This window comes from Winogradskyella tangerina (assembly GCF_003260205.1).
In the GTDB taxonomy this organism is placed as follows: domain Bacteria; phylum Bacteroidota; class Bacteroidia; order Flavobacteriales; family Flavobacteriaceae; genus Winogradskyella; species Winogradskyella tangerina.
This window is the reverse complement of sequence record NZ_QERF01000005.1, coordinates 252,982-279,739: the sequence shown is the minus strand read 5'-3', so window position 1 is coordinate 279,739 and position 26,758 is coordinate 252,982. Positions and strand designations below refer to the sequence as shown.

Annotated in this window: 31 protein-coding genes; 16 read left to right on the top strand and 15 right to left on the bottom strand. The window is 35.7% G+C overall.

What is annotated here, in order from left to right; genetic code table 11:
• The first annotated feature begins 132 nt into the window (after positions 1-132).
• From DDY94_RS10095 to DDY94_RS10085, 3 genes are read left to right on the top strand one after another with little or no spacing between them, the layout of a single operon-like run.
• Positions 133-1,005, top strand: coding sequence for a hypothetical protein (locus DDY94_RS10095; RefSeq protein WP_111683979.1), 873 nt, complete (start codon positions 133-135; stop codon positions 1,003-1,005).
• The gene (rlmH, locus tag DDY94_RS10090) at positions 992-1,468 is read left to right on the top strand and encodes a 23S rRNA (pseudouridine(1915)-N(3))-methyltransferase RlmH (protein ID WP_111683978.1); all 477 of its coding nucleotides are present in this window, start codon (positions 992-994) and stop codon (positions 1,466-1,468) included. Before DDY94_RS10095 ends, rlmH begins: the two co-directional genes overlap by 14 nt.
• Positions 1,469-2,566: an adenylate/guanylate cyclase domain-containing protein gene (locus DDY94_RS10085; RefSeq protein WP_111683977.1), complete on the top strand. Its 1,098-nt coding sequence runs from the start codon at positions 1,469-1,471 to the stop codon at positions 2,564-2,566.
• 79 nt (positions 2,567-2,645) lie between these two features.
• Here the strand turns inward: DDY94_RS10085 and DDY94_RS10080 are convergent, their stop codons facing one another.
• Positions 2,646-2,945 (bottom strand): HPF/RaiA family ribosome-associated protein, encoded by a 300-nt coding sequence (locus DDY94_RS10080; RefSeq protein WP_111683976.1) that lies wholly within the window; start codon positions 2,943-2,945, stop codon positions 2,646-2,648.
• A gap of 153 nt (positions 2,946-3,098) precedes the next feature.
• Here DDY94_RS10080 and DDY94_RS10075 point away from each other — a divergent pair, with 153 nt between their 5' ends.
• Entirely contained in the window at positions 3,099-3,482 is a 384-nt protein-coding gene (locus tag DDY94_RS10075; RefSeq protein ID WP_111683975.1) for a thiol-disulfide oxidoreductase DCC family protein, read from the top strand.
• 8 nt (positions 3,483-3,490) lie between these two features.
• Here DDY94_RS10075 and DDY94_RS10070 read toward each other — a convergent pair whose 3' ends face one another.
• Together DDY94_RS10070 and DDY94_RS10065 are read right to left on the bottom strand one after the other, a co-directional pair.
• On the bottom strand, positions 3,491-5,302 hold the full coding sequence (locus DDY94_RS10070; RefSeq protein ID WP_111683974.1) for a glycoside hydrolase family 2 TIM barrel-domain containing protein: 1,812 nt from the start codon (positions 5,300-5,302) through the stop codon (positions 3,491-3,493).
• A 29-nt stretch (positions 5,303-5,331) separates the two neighbouring features.
• Positions 5,332-6,822 (bottom strand): ArnT family glycosyltransferase, encoded by a 1,491-nt coding sequence (locus DDY94_RS10065; RefSeq protein WP_232817855.1) that lies wholly within the window; start codon positions 6,820-6,822, stop codon positions 5,332-5,334.
• A 62-nt stretch (positions 6,823-6,884) separates the two neighbouring features.
• Between DDY94_RS10065 and DDY94_RS10060 the strand changes: the two genes are divergently transcribed.
• The 5 genes from DDY94_RS10060 to DDY94_RS10040 all read left to right on the top strand — a co-directional run bounded on the left by DDY94_RS10060 (position 6,885) and on the right by DDY94_RS10040 (position 13,143).
• Positions 6,885-7,460: a non-canonical purine NTP diphosphatase gene (locus DDY94_RS10060; RefSeq protein WP_111683972.1), complete on the top strand. Its 576-nt coding sequence runs from the start codon at positions 6,885-6,887 to the stop codon at positions 7,458-7,460.
• An 11-nt stretch (positions 7,461-7,471) separates the two neighbouring features.
• On the top strand, positions 7,472-8,419 hold the full coding sequence (locus DDY94_RS10055) for a tetratricopeptide repeat protein (protein WP_111683971.1): 948 nt from the start codon (positions 7,472-7,474) through the stop codon (positions 8,417-8,419).
• An 85-nt stretch (positions 8,420-8,504) separates the two neighbouring features.
• The gene (locus DDY94_RS10050; RefSeq protein ID WP_111683970.1) at positions 8,505-10,202 is read left to right on the top strand and encodes a serine hydrolase domain-containing protein; all 1,698 of its coding nucleotides are present in this window, start codon (positions 8,505-8,507) and stop codon (positions 10,200-10,202) included.
• A 222-nt stretch (positions 10,203-10,424) separates the two neighbouring features.
• Positions 10,425-12,197: a DEAD/DEAH box helicase gene (locus tag DDY94_RS10045; RefSeq protein WP_111683969.1), complete on the top strand. Its 1,773-nt coding sequence runs from the start codon at positions 10,425-10,427 to the stop codon at positions 12,195-12,197.
• Between the two features lie 136 nt (positions 12,198-12,333).
• Positions 12,334-13,143, top strand: a complete 810-nt coding sequence (locus DDY94_RS10040) for a carboxypeptidase-like regulatory domain-containing protein (RefSeq protein ID WP_111683968.1) — start codon at positions 12,334-12,336, stop codon at positions 13,141-13,143.
• On the opposite strand, the gene DDY94_RS10035 is transcribed toward DDY94_RS10040, so the two are convergent.
• The 3 genes from DDY94_RS10035 to DDY94_RS10025 are packed head-to-tail and all read right to left on the bottom strand — an operon-like array spanning position 13,140 to position 14,737.
• Positions 13,140-13,502 (bottom strand): VOC family protein, encoded by a 363-nt coding sequence (locus tag DDY94_RS10035; protein WP_111683967.1) that lies wholly within the window; start codon positions 13,500-13,502, stop codon positions 13,140-13,142. The two genes, DDY94_RS10040 and DDY94_RS10035, sit on opposite strands and share 4 nt — an antisense overlap.
• 6 nt (positions 13,503-13,508) lie before the next feature.
• Positions 13,509-14,039 (bottom strand): SRPBCC family protein, encoded by a 531-nt coding sequence (locus DDY94_RS10030; RefSeq protein WP_111683966.1) that lies wholly within the window; start codon positions 14,037-14,039, stop codon positions 13,509-13,511.
• Positions 14,040-14,080: 41 nt separating this feature from the next.
• Positions 14,081-14,737 carry a TrmH family RNA methyltransferase gene (locus DDY94_RS10025; protein WP_111683965.1) on the bottom strand — a complete coding sequence of 219 codons (657 nt, stop codon included), beginning with the start codon at positions 14,735-14,737 and terminating at the stop codon, positions 14,081-14,083.
• Between the two features lie 33 nt (positions 14,738-14,770).
• Here DDY94_RS10025 and DDY94_RS10020 point away from each other — a divergent pair, with 33 nt between their 5' ends.
• Together DDY94_RS10020 and DDY94_RS10015 are read left to right on the top strand one after the other, a co-directional pair.
• Positions 14,771-15,979 carry a tetratricopeptide repeat protein gene (locus DDY94_RS10020; RefSeq protein WP_111683964.1) on the top strand — a complete coding sequence of 403 codons (1,209 nt, stop codon included), beginning with the start codon at positions 14,771-14,773 and terminating at the stop codon, positions 15,977-15,979.
• Positions 15,980-15,988: 9 nt separating this feature from the next.
• Positions 15,989-16,663 carry an SIR2 family NAD-dependent protein deacylase gene (locus tag DDY94_RS10015; protein WP_111683963.1) on the top strand — a complete coding sequence of 225 codons (675 nt, stop codon included), beginning with the start codon at positions 15,989-15,991 and terminating at the stop codon, positions 16,661-16,663.
• 6 nt (positions 16,664-16,669) lie between these two features.
• Here the strand turns inward: DDY94_RS10015 and DDY94_RS10010 are convergent, their stop codons facing one another.
• The 3 genes from DDY94_RS10010 to DDY94_RS10000 form a co-directional block, all read right to left on the bottom strand.
• Positions 16,670-17,185, bottom strand: a complete 516-nt coding sequence (locus DDY94_RS10010; protein WP_111683962.1) for a hypothetical protein — start codon at positions 17,183-17,185, stop codon at positions 16,670-16,672.
• A gap of 90 nt (positions 17,186-17,275) precedes the next feature.
• Entirely contained in the window at positions 17,276-17,476 is a 201-nt protein-coding gene (locus DDY94_RS10005) for a helix-turn-helix transcriptional regulator (RefSeq protein ID WP_111683961.1), read from the bottom strand.
• Positions 17,476-17,919 carry a hypothetical protein gene (locus DDY94_RS10000; RefSeq protein WP_111683960.1) on the bottom strand — a complete coding sequence of 148 codons (444 nt, stop codon included), beginning with the start codon at positions 17,917-17,919 and terminating at the stop codon, positions 17,476-17,478. Before DDY94_RS10000 ends, DDY94_RS10005 begins: the two co-directional genes overlap by 1 nt.
• A 160-nt stretch (positions 17,920-18,079) precedes the next feature.
• Between DDY94_RS10000 and DDY94_RS09995 the strand changes: the two genes are divergently transcribed.
• The gene (locus DDY94_RS09995; RefSeq protein ID WP_111683959.1) at positions 18,080-18,937 is read left to right on the top strand and encodes a glycoside hydrolase family 16 protein; all 858 of its coding nucleotides are present in this window, start codon (positions 18,080-18,082) and stop codon (positions 18,935-18,937) included.
• 4 nt (positions 18,938-18,941) lie between these two features.
• Here DDY94_RS09995 and DDY94_RS09990 read toward each other — a convergent pair whose 3' ends face one another.
• Positions 18,942-20,192 (bottom strand): glycosyltransferase, encoded by a 1,251-nt coding sequence (locus tag DDY94_RS09990; protein WP_111683958.1) that lies wholly within the window; start codon positions 20,190-20,192, stop codon positions 18,942-18,944.
• A gap of 16 nt (positions 20,193-20,208) precedes the next feature.
• Entirely contained in the window at positions 20,209-20,688 is a 480-nt protein-coding gene (locus DDY94_RS09985) for a heme-binding domain-containing protein (RefSeq protein ID WP_111683957.1), read from the bottom strand.
• Positions 20,689-20,730: 42 nt separating this feature from the next.
• On the opposite strand from DDY94_RS09985, the gene DDY94_RS09980 reads away from it, so the two are divergent.
• From DDY94_RS09980 to DDY94_RS09970, 3 genes are all read left to right on the top strand, one after another.
• Entirely contained in the window at positions 20,731-21,297 is a 567-nt protein-coding gene (locus DDY94_RS09980) for an adenylosuccinate lyase (protein ID WP_111683956.1), read from the top strand.
• 101 nt (positions 21,298-21,398) lie between these two features.
• Positions 21,399-22,742: an adenylosuccinate lyase gene (gene purB, locus DDY94_RS09975; protein ID WP_111683955.1), complete on the top strand. Its 1,344-nt coding sequence runs from the start codon at positions 21,399-21,401 to the stop codon at positions 22,740-22,742.
• Entirely contained in the window at positions 22,739-22,966 is a 228-nt protein-coding gene (locus DDY94_RS09970) for a hypothetical protein (protein ID WP_111683954.1), read from the top strand. Before purB ends, DDY94_RS09970 begins: the two co-directional genes overlap by 4 nt.
• A 19-nt stretch (positions 22,967-22,985) precedes the next feature.
• Here DDY94_RS09970 and DDY94_RS09965 read toward each other — a convergent pair whose 3' ends face one another.
• From DDY94_RS09965 to DDY94_RS09950, 4 genes are read right to left on the bottom strand one after another with little or no spacing between them, the layout of a single operon-like run.
• The gene (locus tag DDY94_RS09965) at positions 22,986-23,525 is read right to left on the bottom strand and encodes a DUF4252 domain-containing protein (RefSeq protein WP_111683953.1); all 540 of its coding nucleotides are present in this window, start codon (positions 23,523-23,525) and stop codon (positions 22,986-22,988) included.
• Between the two features lie 13 nt (positions 23,526-23,538).
• A complete protein-coding gene (locus tag DDY94_RS09960) occupies positions 23,539-24,108 on the bottom strand; it encodes a DUF4252 domain-containing protein (RefSeq protein WP_111683952.1) in 570 nt (189 codons plus the stop codon).
• 28 nt (positions 24,109-24,136) lie between these two features.
• Positions 24,137-24,631 (bottom strand): hypothetical protein, encoded by a 495-nt coding sequence (locus DDY94_RS09955; protein WP_111683951.1) that lies wholly within the window; start codon positions 24,629-24,631, stop codon positions 24,137-24,139.
• Positions 24,618-25,127 (bottom strand): RNA polymerase sigma factor, encoded by a 510-nt coding sequence (locus tag DDY94_RS09950; RefSeq protein WP_111683950.1) that lies wholly within the window; start codon positions 25,125-25,127, stop codon positions 24,618-24,620. Before DDY94_RS09950 ends, DDY94_RS09955 begins: the two co-directional genes overlap by 14 nt.
• A 187-nt stretch (positions 25,128-25,314) precedes the next feature.
• Here DDY94_RS09950 and DDY94_RS09945 point away from each other — a divergent pair, with 187 nt between their 5' ends.
• Positions 25,315-26,736, top strand: coding sequence for a S41 family peptidase (locus DDY94_RS09945; RefSeq protein ID WP_111684029.1), 1,422 nt, complete (start codon positions 25,315-25,317; stop codon positions 26,734-26,736).
• Positions 26,737-26,758 lie beyond the last annotated feature (22 nt).

Sequence of the window (26,758 nt, the reverse complement as noted above, 5' to 3'; positions counted from 1 at the left end):
TTGTTACCGATAATATTTTTTGAACATATCTATGACAGAATTAGCTTAACTAAATTTGTGTTAAACCTGCTTCAATTCTTTCAAAATTCGCGGTATGTTCGTAAATTAAGGTGTTTAATAAAATCCAACACCATGAAGACTTTCAAACAATATGCAAGCCTATTATTATTTATCTTTAGTTTTTTTTGCTTTGCCCAAGAAAATTCAAAAACAAAAGTCTATTTAGATGAAAACTTAAATCAAATTGAAGAGAGTGAATTTTTAAAAAAAACCTCTACTTCAATCTATTCTTCAGAAAGACACCCTAACACAACGTTAGATATTCAGATTCTTAAACAAAATTATGATTTCGGTAGTTATGATAAAGATGAATTTGAAGAAATAAAGAAAGAACTTCAAAACGAAATAAACGCTATAAACTTTGACGATAATGTTATTTTAATTTATCAGGAAAATCTTAAAATTAACTCGGATAATGGAGATGATGATAATTCTCTTAGTGATAAGAAGCTATATGATTCAAAACAAAAAAAATGCAAAAGATTTGCTAAACGTAAAAACGCCTCTGCTTATCACTTATATTCTGACAAATCAAACTATACATTTCAGCCTGAAAACTATACAGAGTTTCAAATTTCAAGTGATTTGAAATCAAAATTGTTTGCAAATAATTCTCACGGTGTAATAATTTTAAGACCAAATGGTGAATATTTCTTTTATACTGAAATTAATCAGCTATTTTTAAACCGAATTCTGAATAAAGATTGGTCTGATTACATTGAGGACTTTAATAAAACTAAGACTGCTTTGAATAAAACTCCTAAGTTCATAACTGACATGAATGAATTTGCAGAAAATTACAAGATAATGCGCTTGAAAAATGAAATACGATTAGAGCCTTTTGCAGTCGACTCGAAACATCAGTATGACAGTATGCATGTAAAACCAAACACAATATCTGTTGAGGTAGAAATACCAAGTTGCTATAGTTATGCCCAATATTAAGTTAATCGCTATTGGCAAAACAGATAATAATCATCTTCAATCGTTAATTGATGACTACCAAAAACGCCTTGGTCATTATATTCGATTTGAGTTTGAAATTATCCCTGATCTAAAAAAAGTAAAGCATCTTTCTGAAGCCCAGCAGAAAGAAAAAGAAGGAGACCTTATTATTAATAAGATTCAGAAATCTGATGTTGTGATCCTTCTCGATGAAAATGGAAAACAGTTAGATTCTGTGGCATTTTCAGGCTATCTTCAAAAGCATTTAAACTCCGGCATTAAAACACTCATCTTTATAATTGGTGGTCCATACGGATTCTCTGATCAGCTCTATCAACGTGCTAATGGCAAATTAGGACTTTCAAAAATGACCTTCTCACATCAAATGGTGCGTTTATTTTTTATTGAACAGCTCTATCGTGGATTCACAATTCTAAGAAACGAGCCCTATCATCATCGATAAATGCTATCACCTAAATTTATAAGAAATCGAAATTTATACTTACCATTTATCATCATTTGGTTCATTTTTGGCACTGTATATTCTATTCTAGAATTTGGTATACTAGGCGATAGTGAAATTTATCCAGCCACCGGAAATATTTACGACCCAAAAAACAACTTTAAATTTCTAATTCCGGCATGTATATTAATGGGACTGTTTCAAGGGTATCTCGAAATTGTCTGGCTTAAGAAGAAATTTAAACATACGCGTCTATGGCTGAAGGTGTTAATTAAGACCTTATTTTACTTATTAATTATAGTTGTCTTCATTTTAATTGTTGGTGTCATCAACAGTGTTTTAGTCAACAAGGTTGGACCATTTAGCGCAATAGTATATTCGGATTTAACCAATTTTGTTTCTGAATTTGCCTTCTGGAGTATTGTCATCTACACCGGACTCGGCGTGTTTTTTGCATTGCTATTTTCTGAAATAATTGATTACCTAGGGAATGAGGTTTTCTATAATTTTCTCTTCGGGAAATATCACCAACCCATTGATGAAGTCCGCATCTTTATGTTCCTAGATATGAAATCCTCAACTACCATCGCCGAAAATATAGGACATCAAAAATATTTCAATTTGATACGTGCGTACTATTCAGATATGACTAATGCTATTGTTGAATGTAAAGGTGAAATTTATCAATATGTCGGTGATGAAATTGTAATATCTTGGAATGCAGAAAAAGGCATAGAAAACAATAATTGTATTCAATGTCTCTTCGAAATTGAAGCTGCTTTACTTAAACGAAAATCATACTACTTGGAGACTTTCGGGATCTTCCCCACATTTAAAGCTGGTGTTCATATGGGATCTGTGACCACAGGTGAGATCGGAGTTCTTAAAAAGGATATTATCTATACAGGTGATGTTCTAAATACGTCCGCCAGAATACAAGCCAAATGCAACGATTACGATTCAAAATGCATTGTTTCGAGGGTATTAAAAGAAGCCCTACAACCCGACGACAGGTTACAGTTTAGTCATCTTGGGCATTTATCTCTTAAAGGGAAGCAAATACAGGTAGAATTATATGATCTTAAAATGGATAAATAAAAATGGTATTAAAGGAATCCTCTAATACCATTCGATATAGTATAAGTATTTGTAGTCATTAAGCTAAATAGCCATGAACCTAATGCGTTTTAAACACTTCTTTTCTTTTCTTTAATTGGCGTGTTAAATCACTTATAGTTTCATTAACTGCCATCTCGTAAGTGGCCTCATTGGAAGTGGCATATATACGTGGTCCTGGTAAACTCAATTCTATATTACAAATTTTACCTGCCTCATGGTCTTTGTCATCATGCTTGATATAAACCTGTGCAGAAATTAAAAACTCAAATTTGTTTGCTAATTTTTCTAATTTTTCTGTTGTAAAAGCTGATAATGTATCACTTACATGCGTATTTACATATTGAAAATTTACCGTCATAATCGTAATTGTTTTAATTAATAATTCCTATATCTAATATACGATTTTAAGTGACTTTTCCACCTGACAATTATCATAAATAATTTTTAAAATTCTTCATCATTGAAAGTATTTGATCAGACTTACGTCTACTTATTCATAAAACAATTGATCATGGAAAATCCTTCTAAAGACATTATAATATTCGACGGCGAGTGCAATCTTTGCAATGGTGTTGTGGGTTGGCTATTGAAATTTGCACCTGAAGACTTATTTCAATTTGTCGCTTTTCAGTCTAGTTATGGACAAGAATTATTGATGGAATATGGATTTCCAACGGAACGCTTAGATACTGTTATTTTAATTGATGAAACTGGTGTGAAGACGCATTCAGATGGATTTTTGAAGATCATTTCAAAAATACCGAAGTGGAAACGCGTAGCGGCATTATTGGCATTTATACCTCGAATGATTCGAGATTTTATCTATAAAACTGCTTCTAAAAACCGCGTGAAGTGGTTCGGACAATCGAATAGTTGTACTATTGATTTTAGATAGTTGCCCGTTTATTCAAAAACAACATCGTCTATATAAATGGTTTGAGGATACCCATAACTACTTGCAAACATTACCAAACCAGATCGTATACAACTTAGATCTTCCCTTTTAATTTTGAAGGTGTACTTGGTCCATTCCGAATTCAATTTAATCTCCTCAAGTTTAATGGATGTATCAGGGAAAGGCTTGTCATCTTCAATTAGCCCGAAACCGAGTCTCACAACCACGCCACTAAATTTCGATTTTGCCCAAAAGCTAAAAGTTTTGGCTCCCGAAATATCATAACCGCCCAATATTTCGCCCCAATCATTTGCCGGATCAACAAATGCAATTCCGTACCAACCGCTTTCTTCTGAATAGGTAATCTTTATGGCAGTTTCGCCAGAATGCACTTCTTTTTTTTCATTTAGATCTACATTCAGGGCCTTATAATTACCCATATAACCTGTAGGCAGATAAGGTAATTCTGAATTGTCCTTAAACACGTAAAACGGTAATTCTACTTTTGGCACCTTATACTTTACGGCAGCAGCTTCCTCATCTTCAACAATAATAGAACTTGAAGCAATGCCTAGGTTTGAAGTTCTAAAATCTACAACATCATCTTCAACATAAACATAAACCTTAATAGCACCATTTTCCTTTGGGAGTTGAATTTCAAAGCCTTCGGAAAGACTACCTCTATAATTCAACGGAAGAATTTGATTCCTTCGTTTTCTGCTACCTTCGCGTTGGTTATAATGAAAACTGATTTTTAAGTTATCATTTTCGGCGTCATTCACATTTAATTTCACAGGAACCCAAGTACCACTTTCGTACTTTGAATCTGGAAGAGAAAACACTTCAATAGTCGGCACCATATCTACTGGCTTTTCACCCGTATATGCTTCCCTGATGGCCCAATATTGTGGCCTGAACTTACCATTGAAATGAGACATTAGCCACACACCTCCGAAATCCGTACCACTGCTGTAATGAAATACATAAACCCCAAGACAAGATGGTTTATTAGAAATCCAGTCTTTATAGCCTTTCACGATTACATCGTATTTTTCTGAGTCTGATGGTTCTATTTTTACACCATTTTTATCCGTTGGCGCATCCCATTCTCCTGTCACTCCAAACTCAGTAACGATATAAGGTTTGTCAATGTTTCGTTTGTTTAATTCCTCTTGAAGAAATCCGGCTCCAGGACCATAACTATTCAGTCCGTAAATATCGAGTGAAGGCACATGTTTCTCCCACCAATCTAAGCCAAATGTCCATGCCTCAACTGAGGTAATGGGATGATTAGGATCTAGTTTCTTAATGTTACTGCATACACGTTCAAGAAATTTTGAATAGACTAATTTCTCTTCATCTGTTGCCATATTTAGATATACCTCATTACCAACGCCCCAGGTTAAAACTGCTGGATGGTCTTTGTACTTTTCAACAGTTTCAATGGCGTTGTTGTACATAACTTCCATCCCTTGCTTATCAGTTAGGTAATCGAAATGGTCGTCATCTTCCATTCCTGGCCTACCGTGACGCATCCAAATACCTACCATTACTTTAATATTATGCTTTTCTGCGGCTTCAAGTAAAAAAGGCGTGGTCTCACCAGTTGCCCATGTTCTAATCGTATTAACGCCGAGGTATTTTAAATCTTGAAAATATGTATCGTAATTAGTGTAGTACTCATCATACCCAAAAGTTGCTCCTTTGATGTCAAAAGGCTCTCCATCTACTTTTAATAGCCATTGATCATCAATTTTTTCAACAGTAGTTTGAGCAAACGATAGATATGAAACAAAGAAAATAACAAGGAGTAACCGCATAGCCTGTTTTTTTTATAAAGATACGCGATTCAATCAAAAATATAAGGCTCATAGATACTCCACCATTCCTCAATATCAACTTTTGGATTTCTGCATATGTAAAGAGGAATATTATTTTCCTCATCAATAGCATATTTATGCGTTATCATTTTAACTAGTTCTATATCTTCAAAAACATATTCAACAGAGGCTTTTTCGTTTCCTAAGCTAATCCAAACCTCAGCATTTTTGTTGCCGTAACCCCATGTCCAGAAACTTCCATGTCTGCTAATAGGATTTGGAAGTCCATAGCGTTTGCCTATAATTTTTAAGGCTCCAGCTTCACCGTAGTTTTCAGCCCATAGCACGCAATTCACTCTTTCGTCCTCAGTTAAGGATTTATATACACTATCTACGAGTTTCACCTGTTCTTCCCAACCATGCATATCAGCAAAATCACCAGTGAGTTCATAGCGACCATCAACTTCTTCTAAATTCATGTAATCTGTATATTTTTCAATTGGCAAAATTGGTGCCGCTTCAGGTATAAAAAATACCATTGGCAGAAAAATAGAGCCTGCAACTAGATAAATTAATCTTTTACGTTTTACTAGGAGTTGTTCAATAAAAACAGCACCTGCAGAAAATAACATTGGATACAATGCAAAAACATAATACGTCTTTGCTTTAGTAATCCACATTGTGAAAAATATTACCAAACAAGCAATTCCTATAAACTTATAGTTCTTCAGCCTTTTACTGAAAAATAAACCAATAAAGCCACAAATAAACATGATGAAAATCGGCGCCATTTCAACTTGATCTAGGATAAATTCCCAAGGGCTGATACTTTCAAGCTGACTTTCATTTAAACGCTGCATATGAGCTACCAATGGGAAATCATTATTTATTTGCCAGATAATATTCGGTATAAAAAGTAATAATGCAACCAACCCAGAAATGTACAACCATTTATTCCTGTAAAGACGCGATTTTTCAAAGAAAAATAACCCAACAAAAACTCCAAAAGCCCAAACGAGCATGGTATATTTATTCAGCAAGCCAAAACCAAGCGTAATGCCTACCAAAATGAGATAATTTCTATTTTTAGAATTTATATATCTAACCAAAATATAAAATCCCAGAGCCCAAAACAATTGATCAAAAGCAACTGGCTGAAACAATGTATGATTTCTGTAAAAGGGCACAAAAGCAAGGATACATATACCCGCCAAAAAAACTGCACCAAACTTTCCTCCTAACTCCTTGGCCATTACACAGCACAAAACCAAAATTGCTACGCCCGCCAATGTTGGAAACAATCTAACACCAAGTAAATCATAATCAAAGAACCAATATGAAAGTTTACCTATAAACCCTATGAACGGTGGAAACTCCATAAAACCCCAATCCATGTGTTCGCTTACCGAAAGATGTAATAACTCATCACGGTGGTAGCCATAATTTCGATTACCTATCCAATGGACAATAAATTTGAGGACTGCAAAAACAAGGATAATCGGGAAGTATTTTTTCATCATTTGATTGATTTGAGATAAAATTAGTGATTATGTAATTATATTTGAATAAAATCAATGTCTCCATGCAAATCGTCTTTGCGACCAACAATCCTAATAAGATTAAAGAAGTTCAATCACTTGTGCCGCAGCACATACAATTGCTCAGTTTGAAAGACATAAACTGTATTGAAGAAATTCCTGAAACCACCGGAACCATTGAAGGTAATGCTCAACAGAAGGCAAATTACATTAAGGAAAATTACGGCTATGATTGTTTTGCTGATGATACAGGGTTGGAAGTAGAAGCCTTAAATGGCGCTCCGGGTGTTGACACAGCTCATTATGCAGGGCCACAGCGAAATGCCAGTGACAATATGGACAAACTCCTAACCGAGTTAGAGACAAAGAATTCTAGGAAAGCACAGTTTAAAACGGTCATTGCCTTGCACCTCAATGGACAGTTCAAAACTTTTATAGGAATTTGTAAAGGTGAAATAACTAAAGAAAAACATGGCGAAAAAGGCTTTGGATATGATCCGATTTTTAAAGCCGAAGGTTATGACCAAACTTTCGCGGAAATTTCATTAGAAGAAAAAAATAAGATCGGTCACCGTGGAAAGGCGGTTCAGCAATTAATTAACTATTTAAATCAATCATAAAGCAAACATCTATGTTCAACAATTTATTTGGCAAGAAGAAAATCACCGAAGACACAGAATTCACAGTCGACTTTAACGACGCTCTCATAAGATATATGGGATATCCAGGCGGTGAAATAGAATATACCTTCAAAGATAAAAAGGGTCGTGTTATACCACCATCCCATGCTTTTGAAGGCGCCTATAACGAATGGAAAAACATACAATCTGTTTGGGATAAACGAAGCGTGATTTTTTCTGCTCTCGATGACATTTATCTGAGTAAAATGACAAAATCACAGATTATTGAAAGGTTCGTCATTGACAGATACCCTGAAAAAGCTCTTATGTTTCATAATGAATTTGTTAAAGATGATAACCTAGAAGATCCCGATTATCTTGCCGCATTAGCTAAATGTTACTTTTTCTTAAATAAACTCGACGAGAGTGTAGATTTTGCCAATAAGGCCTTAGCTAAGGAAAAGGATCATAAAAAGGCTCAAATTATCTTGGCAGACGCATTACATTTACAAAGTAAACACGACGAAGCACATCAGATCTACGAAGCTGTCATTAAAAATAGTAAACTAAGTTCTTGGGGTAAAGATGAAATAAATGTCATTGAAATTATTGACTTCAATAATGACATATTACATTCTTCGGTATATGCTGTAGGCCTATTGTCTAATGAACAAACTGATGAAATTACCTGGGATAGAGCAGCAGAAGAATTTTACCACTGCCCTTATTTTAGAAGTCAGCATGCCTTTTGGCTATTAAATAAAGGCGAAAGTCTAAGAGGAATGGCAAAGCTGTTAACGTGTGCACAAGAATTTCCTTGGTTTAAAGATGCCGTGATCAATGCCAAAAGCGGAATTCTTCAATTCAGAGAACAAATGGGAAGTGACGATCTCTGGGAAAACGAATTGAATTATTTAAATGAAGTTATTAAGGTTGCAAATTGGGAGTCGGCTGAATAAACACTATATTTTGACACTGATCTTTTGATTTATCAATTGATGATATTCACTTCATTTTTAGTATTTTAGTGAGAAATACTAAACCATGAAATCAATCAAAAAACTAAGCACTCAAGCTATTCTGGTAGTGCTTGTCTTCTCAGGACTATGTGCATTTACGCAGGATAATAACACTACAGACATTGAAAAGAAAATCGATGAGATTTTCAAAAACTATAACGATATCAATAAACCTGGTGCGGCTGTTGCTGTGGTTAGTAAAGGCGAAGTGGTCTTTAAAAAAGGATATGGTAGTGCTCAGCTCGAATATGACATTCCGGTGACACCATCTACCGTTTTTCATATTGCTTCAGTGTCGAAGCAGTTCACGGTTTATTCAATTTTATTGCTCGAACAACAAGGTAAACTTTCCTTTGATGACGATATCAGAAAGCACATTCCTGAGGTTCCAGATTTTGGTACAACAATCACATTAAGACATTTGGCTTCACATACCAGTGGTATGCGCGATCAGTGGAGTTTATTGAATCTAGCCGGCTGGCGTTGGGATGATGTGATCACAAAAGAGCATATCATGAAAATGGTTAAAAAGCAAAAGGAGCTCAATTTTCAACCTGGAGAAGAATATGTTTACTGCAATACTGGGTTTACCTTATTAGCTGAAGTTGTAGCTCGTATATCCGGGAAATCTTTTGCAGAGTTTACCCACGAAAATATTTTCGCACCTCTTAAAATGAACAAAACACTATTTTATGATGATCATGAAAAAATTGTGAAAGACCGCGCCTACTCTTATTATAATCAAGGTGGTAACTATAAAAAAAGTGTTTTGAGCTACGCCAACGTTGGTGCCACTAGCCTATTTACTACGGTTGAAGATTTAGCGCTTTGGTCTATGCATCTCAATCGCCCAAAAGACGATATAAAAGACATCGTTTCTAAAATGAACACACTTGCCGTTCTTAACAACGGATCTGAATTTGGCGGTGCTTATGGTCAATTTGTTAATGATTATAAAGGTTTAAAGCAAATCCAACACGGTGGTGCCGATGCTGGTTATCGCAGTTATTTGGGACGCTTTCCAGAACAAGATTTTGCTGTGATGGTATTTAGTAATTTGGCTCAAGCCAATCCGACGGGTTTGGCACTTCAGGTTGCAGATTTGTTCCTTGAAGACCAATTCGAAGTACAAAACTCAAGTGATCAGAATAATCAAAATCAGAAAGATGACGCGTTTATTGTACTAAGTAATAAAGAATTAAAAGCATTTGAAGGGAGCTATTGGAATGAACCTGGAAGCTATGCTCGCAGAATTTATGTAAAAAACGATACCTTAATGTACAATCGCGGAGCAAGTAATGAAAGTAAACTTGCACCTGTTGCGAGCAACAAATTTAAAATGTTGAATGTGGGCGTTGACTTATACGTTGATTTCACAGGAAGTGATAATAACAAGATCATGACTGTTGTTATCAACAACGAAGATCCTATTATTTCAGAAGAATTTACACCTCCAAATTACAACGCTACCTCGTTGAAAGAGTTTGCAGGGTCTTATTACAGCGAGGAACTCAGTACAACCTACGACTTTATTGTTAAAGACGATCAATTAGTCGGAACACACTCTCGAGCCAGTGATTTTGGACTTAGCACAGCCAAGCCCGATGTTTTCATTATTGGCGGAAACATTATTAAGTTTCTACGAGATAAGGACAAAAGTATTAGTGGGCTTACCGTTACTACAGGACGTGTGAGAAATTTATTTTTTGAAAGAATCGACTAACTTTGATTAATATATTGATTTTCTGATTTATAATCCGATAAAAGCCTATCTTTGCACCCGTTCTGCAAAATAGTTTTAAGTAGAATGTAAAACTTGACTTAGTTAAAGCTACGTTGAGAATATCCTCAGGGTGAGGACGTGTTACCAGAAGTTCAGGTTAATTGTATGTCGATACGCTTCTTATGTAACACTACATAAATTTATCGCATACATCAAACAAGAATGAGTACATTCCAAGAATTAGGTCTTAACGAAGACCTTCTTAATGCTATTAACGATTTAGGATTCGTTACACCTAGCGAAGTTCAACAAAAAGCAATTCCGGTTCTATTAGAAGAAGAGCGCGACCTTGTAGCTTTAGCACAAACAGGTACAGGGAAAACAGCCGCCTTCGGTTTTCCTATGCTTCAAAAAATCAATATTAAGAGTCGCACTACACAAGGACTGATCTTATCTCCAACACGCGAACTTTGTCTTCAAATTACAAACGAGTTAAAGCTTTATGGTAAGTACTGTAAAGGTCTTAATGTCGTTGCTATTTATGGTGGTGCTAGCGTTACTGAGCAAGCGAATCAAATTAAAAAAGGGGCGCAGATTGTCGTTGCCACTCCAGGTAGAATGAAAGACATGATTAGTCGCAAACTTGTCGACATTTCAAAAATCGAATACAGTGTATTAGACGAAGCCGATGAAATGCTTAACATGGGTTTCTACGAGGATATTACTGATATTTTAGCACATACTCCAATGGAAAAAAGTACCTGGTTATTTTCTGCAACCATGCCAAAAGAGGTGGCTTCAATCGCAAAGAAATTCATGTACGATCCTTTAGAGATAACAGTTGGTAACCGCAATGAAAGCACCAATCAGGTATCACACGAATACTATGTGGTTAACGGGCGTGATCGTTATTTAGCACTTAAGCGATTGGCCGATGCAAATCCTGATATTTTCTCTGTTGTTTTCTGTAGAACAAAGCGCGATACGCAGCGTGTTGCTGAAAAACTAGTAGAAGACGGCTATAACGCCGGTGCACTTCATGGTGATCTCAGTCAGAATCAACGCGATCTGGTGATGAAAGCCTTCAGAAATAATCAAATTCAAATGTTGGTGGCAACCGATGTTGCTGCACGAGGTATAGATGTTGATGATATTACGCATGTGATCAATTACCAACTACCAGATGAAATTGAAACCTATACACATCGTTCCGGAAGAACTGGTCGTGCAGGTAAAACTGGCGTTTCAATGGTGATTGTTGCTAAAAGTGAGGTGCGAAAAATAAAGAGTATTGAGCGAATTATTAAAAAGCAATTTCAGAAGAAAGACATTCCATCTGGAATGGAAATTTGCGAAGTTCAGCTAATGAGCTTGGCCAATAAAGTCCATAATACTGAAGTTAACCACGAAATTGATCCCTACCTGGATAGTATCAACGATTTGTTTGAAGACACCAATAAAGAAGAGCTGATCAAAAAGTTCTTTTCGGTAGAGTTTACACGATTTTTCAATTATTATAAAGACTCTAAAGATCTTACAGTTTCAGAATCTGGAGAGAGTCATTCAAGGGAACGTTCGTCTGACGATGTGCGTTATTTCATCAATGTTGGTCGCAAAGATGGATACGATTGGATGTCTTTAAAAGACTTTTTAAAAGCAATTTTAGAATTAGGTCGAGACGACGTTTTTAAGGTTGATGTGAAGGACAGTTTTTCATTTTTTAACACAGAAAAAGCCTTGCAAGAGAAAGTCTTGTCCTTTTTTACCGACTTTAAATATAATGGACGTTTCGTAAATGTTGAGATCACCGAAAATAGAGGTCGAAGCGGCGGCGGCAAACGCGACAGAAAACGAGGAAGACGAAATAGAGATGAACAACCACGCGGCGAAAGACGTTCAAGAAGATCAAAGGACTCTGGAAGACGAGGTGCTTCGGGCTCTAAGAAAAATAGACGGTCAGCATCAGATCGACCACGTCGTTCTAGAAGAAAATAGACTAAGTAGACCCCGTTAAATTGAAGTATCAATTTGGCGTAAAATTTAAGTTATAGCTGTTAATATTTAGTCAAATCGGTAATATCAAGACACAAAATCGGTTTTGTTTACTACCTTTACATTGTAAATTGTACAAATGCGATATTTATTAGCGATAATTTTATGTTTTACTATAGTATATAGCCATAGTCAAGACAGTACAGCCACCAAAACTCCTGAAACCGTAAAAGGGACGATCACCAGTTCTACGACCGAGGGACCTTTGAGTGAGGTGAATATCGTGAATATCAATCAAGTTGTTGGAACGGCTACAGATGATGATGGTAAATTTGAAATTAAAGCCAAAGCCAATGACACGCTGCACCTTTCCTATTTAGGCTACAAATCAATTAAAGTAAGAGTTACAAACGACTGGTTGAAATTTGGTAATACTGAAATTGTAATGACCGAATTGGCTCTGGCCTTAGAAGAAGTGACCGTAAAATCACTAGAACTTACCGGCTATCTTGAAGTAGATATGAAGCAGGTTCCCATTCGAAATAACAACCAATACCGAATTTCTGGTTTATACGGTAAGGCTTATGAAGGTCGAAAGACCAATGTTGCCACCAAGGTGTTAGGTGCTATTTTCAATCCTGCAGACTTCTTGTACAAAATGTTTGGAAAGAAGCCTAATGAGATGCAAAAGTTGAAGAAGATCAAAGAAGATGATGAGATTAGAAATCAGCTTGCTAAGCGCTTCGATCGAGAAATGCTTATGGTATTACTTCAGGTTACCAAATACGATTTGGATGAGATTGTAAACCAATGTAACTATTCTGTAGACTTTATAAACACGGCAAATGATCTTCAAATATTAGATGCCATTAGCGAATGCTACGAAGAATATAAAGTTATTCAACGCAGTAAAGAGCGCAAAAACAAAAAGAAGAAAAATAAAGCCTAGGCTTTAGAATGCAGCGCAACGCGATTTCCTTCCGTATCAATAAAAACACCCATATAACCATGCTCTTCTGATATCTGAGTTTTCCCTTGGTGAATTTTTCCACCTGCCGCTTCTACTCTATCAAGTTCATTTTGAACATCCTTGCTCATAAAATAAACCAAAGTACCATCCTGACACGGCACATAAGCCTCATTCTGAACTAAAGTTCCTGTGGCGCCATAGGCACCATTATTATCAGGAAACCATCCCATTTTAAAGCCTCCAAAATCTACCTCTTTCACTTCAACCTTAAAGACAGCCTCATAAAAGGCAATGGCACGATTCATATCATTTACCGGAATTTCAAACCAACCAACCATAATATTTTAATTTGATTCTAAAATTTGTTTTAAGTCATTCAGGCCCTCTTCAAAATCTTTTCCAACGGTTTTATCCATATTAAAAAACAAAAAGAAAATATTAGAAGGTGGCTTATTTACACCCGAAAACCCCCAAACCACTTCAGTTGAATGATCACTAAGCTTAGTGGTATTAATGTAGGCATCTGATTGAGATTTCCATGGTTTAAAAAAGCGCAATTGACTTTTTATAGATTCGTTCTCCGCGATAGCAACTATTTCTTGCTCACCAGTTCCTACATCTTTATTGCCTTCCCATTTAGAAATAAACCCAACTTCTCCGTCTGTGCCAACAAATTCTTGGGTCATATTCGGATCTTTCTTTTTCCAAGGTGACCATTCGTTTTGGTTTTTAATGGATTTTAAATAACTAAAGACTTCAGCTATGGGTCTCTCAATAGTGATACTTCGATTTACGTGATACGTTTTGGGTGCTACTAAGGCCAGAAAGACGATAACGGCAATAATACCACCAACGATATAAAGTGCAGTCAACATGATTTTTTGATTTTTTAGTTAGTACTTAAAGTTACAAAAAATTAAGCTTGAGACTTATATCGTTCTACAATAGCATCATAATTTTTAATGGTTTTTTTAATCCAATCGAATCGTTTTTCAATCAATTCAGCTTCAGTGAGCTGCCAATTTAGGTTTGATTTGCGCAATTTGGAGGTTACATGTTGTAGAATTATAGCTGCTGAAACTGAAATATTCAGACTTTCAGTAAAACCAAACATTGGGATTTTAATAAAAGTATCCGCTTCGTCTATAACTTGTTGCGATAACCCTTCTGTTTCTCTTCCGAAGAAAAAACAAGACTTCTTCGTAATATCAAAATCTACCAAATCATATCCATCAACATGTGGACTTGTAGCAACAATTTGATAGCCTTTATTCTTTAGGTTTTGGATACAAGAATTTACCGTATTATATCTATTTAAATCTACCCATTTCTGAGCACCCATTGCTATTTCACGATCAATTCGTTTTGAGTTGATCTCTTCCACAATATTCACTTCCTGAATCCCAAAAATATCGCAGGATCTGATCACCGCACTCGTATTGTGTAATTGATAGACATCTTCAGTAGCAACTGTAAAATGTTTGGTGCGTTGTGCTAATACCTTTCTGAATCGCTCGCGTCGATTTTCGGTTAGATAAGATTCAAGATAATTAAGGAGTTCTATATCTGCCATAAAAGTTTATATTTATACTTATAAATATTGACTATGAAACATAATACCATTCTATTTGCGTTATTATTGACGCTTTCATTGCACCAAATTGGATTTACACAAGATAACAATAAAGACTGTTCGTGCCAACTTCTAGAAGAGACTGAAGAAAATGACGCCAAGGTCATTGCACTTGCAGAGTATATTCAAGATTCATTCTTCGAATACGAAAAGACAGGCTTTGACGAAAAATTTGACAAATGTTCTTTTGAAAATCGAATCGTTAGTGGGTACAATATCGATACTAATGACGAATTTACTAAGGGCTTTTTAAGTGGTATTAACGATACCACAAAAGGACTATCACAGAACATCCTTAATGCAATTGAAAATGGCGCTTATTATAATTTGGTGAACTATCAATATAGCGCTGAAGTAATGACGTATTACTTTACTTTTAGACTTTATTCCGAAGATATTGGTATCAATTATCACGATTACCAAGTGTGCTGGGATGGTGAAAAATTCAAGTTTAACGATATCTACATTTATATCACAGGAGAAAATATTTCTTCCACATTACGCAGAGTATTACTGCTTTCTCAACCCTCAAAGAAAACCTTTAAAAAGCTGTTTAATAAAAACACAGGGAATGAGTTTATAAAACTCCTTGAAGCCAAAGAGTTTGCCGAGAAAGGCAACTTTAAAAAGGCTTATGAAACCATTGATGAATTAAAAGGTCCTTTTTCAAAAGAGAAGTTTGTTTTACTTCTGAAAGGGAATTACGCCAGTAATTATAATGATAAAATATATGAAGAGGATTTAGTTGAATTTGCTGAACTCTACCCAAATGATCCTACGCTTTATCTGAAGGAAATTGACTTCAATATTTTAAAAGGTGATTTTGATAAAGCACTCCAAAATGTCAATAAACTCGAATATGAAACCGAAGATGACTTTCTAAATCTCATTAGAGGGAATCTGTTTATGATGAGTGAAGATTTTGAAAAAGCTGAAAAGAATTATAAATATATGATTGACAATTATCCCGATTTGCTCGAAGGTTATGTTGGTTATATTGTAAGTCTAAATTTTCAAGAGCGATTTGAAGAAATTATTTCTACGGTTGAAATCTTAATTGAAAAGGGATATGAGAAAAAGCTATTGGTCGACTTTTTAGAAGAAGACGAGGCTGATGGCTCTAACCCTCTCGAAGCTTTCCTAGCGTCTAAAGTGTATAAAAAATGGAAGCGTAAGTCCTAACACAATAGCATGAAACATATCGTAGTACTTACCGGTGCAGGAATGAGTGCCGAAAGTGGCGTTAAAACTTTTAGAGATCATGATGGTCTTTGGGAAGGACACGACGTTATGCAGGTAGCTTCTCCAGAAGGCTTCAGACAAAATCCTGCGCTCGTTTTAGATTTCTACAATCAAAGACGTAGACAACTAAAAGAAGTAGAACCTAATCAGGCACATAAAGACTTAGCGGCCCTAGAAAAAAATTATAAAGTAACCATTGTAACTCAAAATGTAGATGATCTGCATGAGCGTGCTGGTAGTAGCAATGTAGTACATCTTCATGGCGAATTAAAAAAAGTACGCAGTACTGGGAATCCAAGAGATGTAAAAGTATGGACCGAAGACATCAACCTTGGTGACACCTGCGAGAAAGGTTATCAATTAAGACCACATATTGTTTGGTTTGGTGAGGATGTTCCTATGATCGAAAAAGCCGTTGAAATATGCCTTACTGCAGATATTTTATTAATTATTGGCACAAGTATGCAAGTTTATCCTGCAGCTGGATTAATGCACTATGTAAGTGCTAATACGCCTATCTATTACATAGATCCCAAACCAGCCACAGTGCGCGATTCAAACATTCAGGTCATTGCTAAAACAGCAACTGAAGGTATGATCGAAATGCGCAAAGTACTGTTGTAATTCTATTTATTGTCTTGTAAATACTATAGTGAAATCTTCGGTTACGATATCAACCTGACCGGTTAGCGTATTGTAAACTTCTATTTCAAAACCATTTAAAATGGTTACTGTTATGGTATTACCATTGATTGTGCCAATAATGTCACCTTGTTCGTCATCGTTTGCCACGGTAATGGTATTGCCATTTTGTGTCCAAGTTGAACTTATTCCGAAGCCATTCTGACATTCAAAATCTTGGGTATTTGTGTTGTCCACAAAAATATAGGTGAAGTCAATATCGATAGTAACACTACCATTATCAAAAAACTCGATGAAGTTACCAGCGTAGCAAGGTGTTTCTAAGAACAAATCTCTTGAAGCATTGCCATCATTATTAAAATCGAAGGACGATTCTACGAGCAGTGAATTTATAAACCATTGACCTTCAGGAGTTATAGTTACATTTCCTTCGTCATCGGATGAACACGATCCAAAGATTAGACATAGAAAAAGGATTGTAATTGATTGAATTTTAGATTTCATAATAGTGTAGTTTTTTGTTTTACACTATTCTATCGAAATACTAAAAAAATGTCATCAAAAAGTTGATTTTCATGATATTACAATTTTCAACTAATCGTCTTCAGTAAGCTTAAAAAACGCATTAACGGGTTTATTAAATACCTCAGATAATTTCAATGCTAATACTGTGGATGGCACATAACGATTGGCCTCAATAGAGTTTATGGTCTGTCGGGAGACACCAATCTTCTTAGCTAATTCATCTTGAGTAATACTCAGAATTGCGCGTTCAACTTTAATTGTATTTTCCATTATCTATTGCGCTTTAAAACTTCGAAAAAAAGAATCTGTATTAATAGCATAAATGATAATACCTGAAAATAGCTGAACCCATTGGAGATATCTTTTGAGTCTAGTATATAAAATACCAATGCATTTACTAAGGGCTGAATCAAAGCGTATAAAACTGCTAAAACAAAAGCAAGTGTGAATGATTTTGCTCTAAGAGAAACGATCATTTCATCTTCGAGTTGCTCCTTAGATAAGGTAATGATCAATAGTCCTATCAAAATGGCACGTCTCAATACAAACCTATGTTCAAGGAATTCACCATCCATAAACTTCAGACTTGTTAGAATTCCGAAGGCCACTAAACAAATTATTATACCAACTCGTTTCCATCGGTGCGACAATTGAAATTGAGACCAACGCTCTAATCTACTACGCTCACATTCATTTATTTTTTTAAAATTCATGACAAATACTTTTTATATTAAGTAAAATTATTTTTACTATATGACAAATATACTTTACATTTTCTAAATTTCCAAATCGATCACATCAACCTGTTAAATCTATGTTGCAACTCGTGAGTAATTTCATTGGTATGGTTATATTTACATAAAGTCAAATAAAATGCACTATAGATCTAGCTTTGTAATTGAAAATATCCTTGCACTATTCCTAATAATCGGGCTAACGGGCTGCAAGCAGAATGAAAAATCATTATCCACAGATACAAGTGAAGTCATAACAAAAGATTGGACTTTAATTTTTGAAGATAATTTTGATAAAGGCCTTGAGCAATGGAATATCTGGAAGAGCGGTGCCTTTAATAATGAAATTCAGTTCTACCAGCCCGAGCAGGTAACTTTAAATAATGGCATACTTGAAATTAACATAAAACGCGAAGCCGCTCGTGGTGTTACTAATCCAATTAATAATGCTTTAAAGGATTTTGAATATGTTTCAGGGCGGATAGAAAGCAAGACGCTGTTCGGCCCCAGCGATGCCGAAGGTGAACGTGAGTATCGGTTTATGGCTAGATTAAAATTACCTCCTGGACATGGTATGTGGCCAGCCTTCTGGACATACGGTGATCCATGGCCAACCACTGGCGAAATTGATATCCTTGAAGCACGAGGTGGTGAACCTGAAGACTATTCGAGTAATTTATTTTTTGGTCGAGAACCTAGCATAAACATCAACTCCAATACCGAAATTAAGCATCATATAGGAAAGGATCTCACTAAAGAATTTCATATTTATGAAATGATCTGGCGTGAAAATAGCATAGATCTCTTATTCGATGGGGAGCTACTACACAGTTATCAATCTGCGCCAAACAACAACATTAACAACATGTTTGGTAAAAAACAGAAAGTAGTTTTAAACACAGCTGTTGGTGGTTGGTTCATTTCTGATCGAAATTCGAAAAATTACGTGGACAGTTCGGTTATGGAAGTAGATTGGGTGAAAGTTTATAAAAAATAGCGTATTAATTCTTGTTCTTCTCCTCGATCCATTTACTTAGATACTTAGTGCTTTGTAAAGTCTGATGTTGTAACATGGTCCCGATGAAGTTTTTCTGACGGTGTGTTTTCAAATGATGAGTTAAGTCCTCAATTTTATTTCTGAAAGCATTTTCAAAAGCGTTTTTGTTGAATCGCTCATTTATAACATTAAAACCTATCGCTTGATTAGAATTCCAAAGTTTTTGGTTGGTATATAATTCCACAGCCCTTTGAGCATAAACCAGAGGATCATTTTCTATAAACCCATTAACCTCGAACGGACCATTATCAGTACTTGAATTAAACATGCCTTCAGCAGCAATTGAGGTCATAACACAAGGCGTCCCATTTTGCATGGCATCAATCAGTTTACCTTTAAGTCCGGCGCCAAATCGCAAAGGTGCCAAACAGACCTTGGAAGATTGCATAACCTCACTGACCTCTGTAGCAAAACCTTTAACTAAAAATCCTTGCGCTTCATTATGCAATTGTGTGACCTTCTGAGATTCATAGGCTCCATAAAAATGTAATTCGGCATGAGGTAATTCCTTTCTTATTAAAGGCCAGATAGTTTCATTAAGGTAACGAACAGCATCATAATTTGGCGGATGTAAAAAATTACCAATGGAAATAAAATGTGAACGTTCATTAAAACCAGGTAATTGGTTTATTATTTCTTTTGAAATTGGTTCGAGCAAAAACGGTAAATAGTACAATAATCTCCTATCAATACTGAATTGCTTAGTTAAAATATCGATTTCTGCCTCCGAGATCATCAGACTGAGGTCGCATCGGTATAAACTAGCAATCTCACGCTTTGTGGTGTCGTTTTGTAAATACGAAGTTGTTACATCAACACCATCCTTCAATGCGAGTTCTCTAGCTTTTCGCAAGCCATGAAAGTCCTCAGTATCTAATATTCGTAGAGCGTCAGGGCACTTTTCTGCAACACGCCAACCATATTGCTCTTCAGTCATAAACCGATCAAATAAAACAGCATGAGGATTTAATTCTGATATAAAATCGTCAAAACTACTATCATTTAATCTTATTTCTTCTGTTTTTACGCCTAACGAAGATAAATCATAGGTGTTTTCAGAAGTTTTTGCAGCCGAGGCAAATGTGACCTCATAATCTTGATTTTGAAACTGTTGAATCAATTGAAGCATTCGACTGCCGGCAGCAGAACTTTTAGGCTCTGGCCAAACAAAACCAATGACTAGTAACTTATTCAAAATTGAAAATTAAATACTACTCGGCTTCCTTTAAAAAGGCATACTTTAAACGGGCTGTTTTAACCCAAGCCTCAACAGCTTCGATTTGCTCTTCGGATAACTTAGCGTCACTGTGAGTCCAAGTATAACTAGGAAGAGGCATGTGTCCTTCTTCTACTTCTTCGGCTAGTTCTTCGAGTTTATGATCCTTTTTCTTATCTGAATAGTCATTCCATTTCGAAACGTTAAAATCGCCCTTACCATGTCTTATATGATCAGCCAACCAATAATTTACAGGCGTGATATTATTGTACCAAGGATAACGTGTGTGATCACTATGGCAGTCGAAACATGCAGTTTTTAAGATCATTTTTACGTCTTCAGGTGGATTGGTATCTTCAAGAAAGGCTTCAACTGAAGCAATATCACCATCGTTCTTTTCAGGTCCAAAAAATTGAGCTATAATGAATACAATTAAGATAGCGAGACCAAGATTCTTAAGGAGTTTTTTTATCATCGTTTTTTAACTAATTTAGAAGCGTTAAAAATAAGAAACGTTTTGACAAAAGACCAACTTTATCAAGAATTAAATTATGTTAATCACTCTCGTGAGAAACGTTTGTACTATGCAAATTTGGTTATCGATAAGCCTGAATTGACAAATCCACTTCTAGAAATTCTGTTTGAAGTAGACGATAAGATCTCTTGTAGAGCCGCTTGGGTTTTTGAGTTTATGTGCGGTGAAAAACTTGAAGCCATCATTCCATATCTCGATATTTTTACTCAAAATGTTTCAAAAGTACATCTCGATCCTGCCGTAAGGCCAGTTGCCAAAATTTGCGAATATCTTATTAAAGCCTATTATTCGAAAGACGATAATCCTATTAAATCTGCATTAACAGAAACACATAAAGAAAAAATTGTAGAGGCTTGTTTTGATTGGATGATCAACGACGAGAAAATCGCACCTAAGGCCTATGCTATGAATTCTTTATTTCTATTAGGAAAGGATTACGATTGGATACATCCTGAGCTCGCAATGATCTTAGAGCGCGACTTTCAGATGCAAAGTTCAGGTTTTAAGGCACGTGCACGTCATATACTTAAAAAAATAAAGCCAAATTAGAGGCTAAATTTATGGTTCATTAAAGGTTGAAAACTTCTAAGGTCTTACTTCATTCTTCAAACTTACTTTGCTATCTTTGATGCTTCTAAATTTCCAAGTAAATGGCACTTTCAGCTCTTAGCGCAATTTCACCCATCGATGGTCGGTATCGGTCTAAAGTAGAAGCATTAGGCAATTATTTTTCTGAAGAAGCTCTGATCAAATACCGCGTTTTAGTGGAGATCGAATATTTCATTGGACTTTGTGAAATTCCGTTGCCACAATTAGAATCTGTTCCCGCAGCTATTTTTGATGACCTAAGAGCCATTTACAAGAATTTTACGCCTCTAGACGCATCCGCCATTAAGGAGATCGAAAAAGTAACCAACCACGATGTTAAAGCTGTAGAGTACTTCATAAAGGAGAAATTCGACGCACTTGGTTTATCGGACTATAAAGAATTTATTCACTTCGGGTTGACGTCTCAAGACATTAACAATACGGCTATTCCTCTAAGTATTAAGGAAGCGATGAACGATGTTTATGTGCCTGAATATTTAACTTTGCTTAATAAGATCGAAGAATTGGCCAAAGAATGGGCAGCTATCCCAATGCTCGCGAGAACCCACGGTCAGCCTGCATCACCAACACGATTAGGAAAGGAAATTGAGGTATTTGTGGTACGTTTAAAGGAGCAATTCAACCTCTTGAATGATGTGCCTAGTGCTGCTAAATTTGGAGGTGCAACCGGAAACTTTAATGCGCATAAAGTTGCGTATCCTTCTATTGATTGGAAAGCCTTCGGAACCTCATTTGTACAAGAAAAATTAGGCCTTCAACATTCATTTCCAACAACTCAAATAGAACATTACGACCATATGGCTGCCTTGTTTGATGCCTTAAAACGCATTAATACCATAGTCATTGATTTGGATAGAGACATCTGGACTTACGTGTCGATGGATTATTTCAAACAGAAAATAAAAAAAGGAGAAGTTGGAAGTTCTGCTATGCCGCATAAAGTAAACCCTATTGATTTTGAAAACAGTGAAGGAAATTTAGGAATGGCGAATGCTATTTTTGAACATTTAGCAGCGAAATTACCCATTTCGAGATTACAGCGCGATTTAACAGACAGCACCGTATTGCGCAATGTAGGCGTGCCTTTTAGTCATACAATCATAGGTTTTAAATCAACACTTAAAGGTTTAGGGAAATTACTGCTGAACAATGCTAAGTTTGAACAAGATCTAGAACAAAACTGGGCAGTGGTTGCAGAGGCCATTCAAACCATTCTAAGACGTGAAGGCTATCCAAATCCTTATGAAGCTTTAAAAGGACTTACAAGAACCAATGAAGCTATTACTAAAGGTTCTATTTCGGATTTTATTGATACCTTAGAGGTTTCAGATGTCATCAAATCTGAATTAAAAGCAATTTCTCCAAGTAATTACACTGGGATATGAAATTATTACCCCTAAATAAGAATTCTTTGGCGCTAATCACAGTGGCTGTGTTGAGCATTGGTTTTTTCATTTCAGGATTAATGCAAATACTCGATTACTTTATCGTTAAGGTATTACTTTTTGGTAGCTTCGGAATTTTGATCGTTATAGCTATCTCATATGCTTTTCAAAATGAAGCCAAAAAAAATCGTCCTGAAGAACTTCCTCAAGACGATTTACATTAACATTTAAATAATTGTCAGTTTATTTAAAAAAGTCGGTTAGCCCGTTAAGGTTAGAATCATCGAACTTAGCGTTTTCCAATACATTTCGTAAGGAATAGATCTTTCCGGCATTCATGTTATCTCCTAATAACCGAGCAATTACAAACCCTTTATCTTCAGAACTTCCGAATAGAATAACCTCATCTACATTATCAACCTCACCGATATATTTGACACTAAATTTACCATCAACTGTGCTACCTCTAATGAGTTCTTCATATTTTGGGTCCTTCAGTATTTTATTGACTTTTTCGATTTCTGTGCTTATGCCTTCCAAAGAATCTGTAGGTGTATAAACTAATATATTCAGCTTATCCACAGATTTATACGCTTCTCGCTGGTCATCGGTCATTTCAACCTGTTCCATATTGAGGATACTGGCTGGTGCATCAATTTGCGAATAGCCTGGTTTAAGCTCGTTGTCAACGAAATAGGTTTGTAAAGTAGGACCTTGGTTGCAACTCACTAAAGTTGCAACCAAGAAACTGATTACTGATAATTTTTTGATTGATTGTGTCATCCTACGATAAATATTAGTTTTTCTTGTCGCCAGCTTTCTTTAACTGGTCACCTCCTGGAATATCCATTTGGTTGGTGATCTTCGATACTTGTCTTAGATCAATATCACCTGTTAAGCTTAAAAGAACCGTTTCGATTTCACGCTTTTTACCGTTGATCTCGATATCGCCGTCCATAATTTCTTTCAATCCGGTAACGAACATTAAAAGTTCTTTCACATGATTTTCATCTTTACCTTCTTTAACGTAAAACTTAACTGTTTGATTTCCGTCTTTAATACGCATTAATTCTTCTAATTCAGAAGATTTTAAATATTTGTTTACGGTAGCCTTCATATCTGCTGATACTTTCTCATCACCAGTAGTAAAAACTTTAAGACCTGTGATTTTCTTCACCATGTCCATATATTCCTGAGCTTCAGGATCGTCCATATCAACATCGATACTTGCGATCATACTGAACATTTTCTGATTAACGATAACCGATGCAACCTCTGGCATATCTTCGTATTTATCAAAAATGCTCTGTGCTCCTGACACCATTGGTGCAACGATAAGCGCGATTATTGCAATAACTTTTTTCATGATTTCTTAATTTTTGTTTGTTTGTTTGTTACTTGTTTTTAAAAATTTTGTTTGTTGTTTTTGAAAATTCACTTAATCTACTCGCCTCTTCGATTCCTTGATTTAAATTATCTGAAACCATTGCCAGAGAATTAAGCTGTTGCTTTCCTTCGTTCATTCCTAACGAAACCAACTTAAAAGCTTCCATAGTTTGATTGTAAACTAATAAGGCTTCTTCTTGTTGCCTCTTTTCTTCGGCTGTTGGACCGAAAAATTGTGGAACTGCGAAACCAAGCATTAGAACTGTAACTGCTGCGACAGAAATCCATTGATACATTAATGTTCTCTTAGGTTTTAATGGAACGTCCTTGGTATACTGCTCTTGTTGTGCTATTGAAAAGTACTGGAACAAAGGTCTGTAATGCTCTAAGTGCGGTGCTACATTATCACTTTCGAAATAAGCTCTTAACTGCTCTTCTTCTTTCAGTGTAGTCTCTGCACTGTTATACTTTTCTAATAATTTTTCTATACTATTTAATACCATAACTATGTGTATTAGTCAATTTTTCTCTTATTGTTTTTCTAGCTCTCGATAAGTTAACACGAATCGCTGTTTCATTCATATCTAGCATTTTAGCTATCTCTGCGTAGTCGTATTGTTCTATATCTCTCAACTGTACTATTATCTTTTGTTGTTCGGGTAGCTCTTCCATGATCCTTGCAACCCATCCCATGCTATCCCTTGCTTCTACCTGTTTTTGTAATGACGCATTGTTATCTGTGTAATTACTATGAACGATTTTCAGGTTTTGGGCTTGTTTTGATTTTAATCTGTCTAAACAAAAATTCTTAGTCATAGTCATCGAGAATGCTTCTACATTTTTGTATTCGCTGATCTTCTCTTTATTATTCCACAATTTCAATAGTATTTCTTGAGTGGCATCTTCAGCCTCCTCACGGGAAACCAATAATCGTTTGGCTAACCGAAATACTTTATCTTTAAATGGCATTACTAAGCTTACAAAATCTGCCTGCTTCATTACTTGTTTGATTGGTGGTCCCTTCGACTTGCTCAGGGTTAATAAAAACGCTTTTTATGCGCTTTCATAGTTACGACGATGTACATTACATTTTGTTACAAAGTTTTTTTATTTATAATAATGTAAGTAAATTTAGAGTTTTACAGACAGAAGTAAAAGATTGTTATTTATTAAGAAAATTGAAACTATGAAAAAGCTAAAAATTCTGATATTTACATGTATTGTGGGCATATCACTTACAGGTTGTTTTGAAGATCTCGATGATAACCTCATCGCCTCTTCAGAAATTAATGACTTTGTATGGAAAGGTATGAATGCAGTATATTTATATAAGTCTGAAATCCCCGATTTGGCGGATGATAGATTCGCCACAAATGAAGCTTATTCAAATTACCTTAATAGCTTCAATTCGCCTGAAGCTATTTTTGAATCCTTACTTTATTTACCAAATACAGTTGATCGATTCAGCCGAATATTTGATAATTATTTCGACCTTCAAAATGCACAGCAAGGAACAAGTATAAGCAACGGATTAGAGTTCAACCTTTATTTCCTACCCGGAAGTACAACCGAAGTGTACGGTGCAATAACTCTGGTTTTAAACAATAGCGTAGCTGACAATTTAGGCCTTCAGCGTGGTCAAATTTTTAGGGCAGTTAACGGTACAAATTTAACCGAGTCGAACTTTAGAAGTTTGTTATTTGAGCAAGATAACTATACTTTAAATTTTGCTGATTACGACGATAATGGTACACCAGAAGACAATACTGACGACACAGTGACTCTTAATGGTGAAAGCGAAACCTTAAGCAAGGTTCAGTATACAGAAAACCCTGTGCATATCGCCCAAACCATTACGCTAGCCGACGATACTAAAGTTGGGTATTTGGTCTATAACGGTTTTAATAGCAGTTTCGATGGCGCATTAAATGATGCATTTGCGGGATTTTTAGCTGATGGCGTAGACGAGTTAGTACTCGACTTTAGATATAACGGAGGTGGTGCTATTCAGACGGCAGCATACTTGGGTAGCATGGTCACCGGACAATTCAATGCGCAGGTGTATTCAAAGTTGTTTTATAATGAAAATCTACAGGATCTAAACAGAGACTTCCTTTTTACCAATACAATTGATGGTATCGGAGGTATCAATAGTTTAGGCCTTTCTAAGGTCTATGTATTGACTACTAACCTAAGGACAGCCTCTGCAAGCGAATTGGTAATTAATAGTCTAGGATCATACATCGATGTTGTGGTCATCGGCGAAAATACTGTTGGAAAAACTCAGGCCTCAGTAACCATATATGATTCGGCGACTTTATCTTTTGAAGACGTTAATCCTAATCATACCTATGCGATGCAACCTCTAATTGCGAATTCAACAAACGTTAACGACGAATTAGTCCCAGCAAACGGGATTTCTCCAGATATTTCTGTAAGTGAACGCCCTAACACCTTAGGAACTTTAGGTGATATTAATGAACCTTTATTGGCAGCTGCACTTGCTGATATTCAGGGATTAGGACGCTTTTTTCAACCTGAGATTTACAATTTAGATCTCATTAAAACGAAGCCTTCTATACTCGGACAAGACATGTATATAGATTAAATAAAAAAGCCGCTTTATAGCG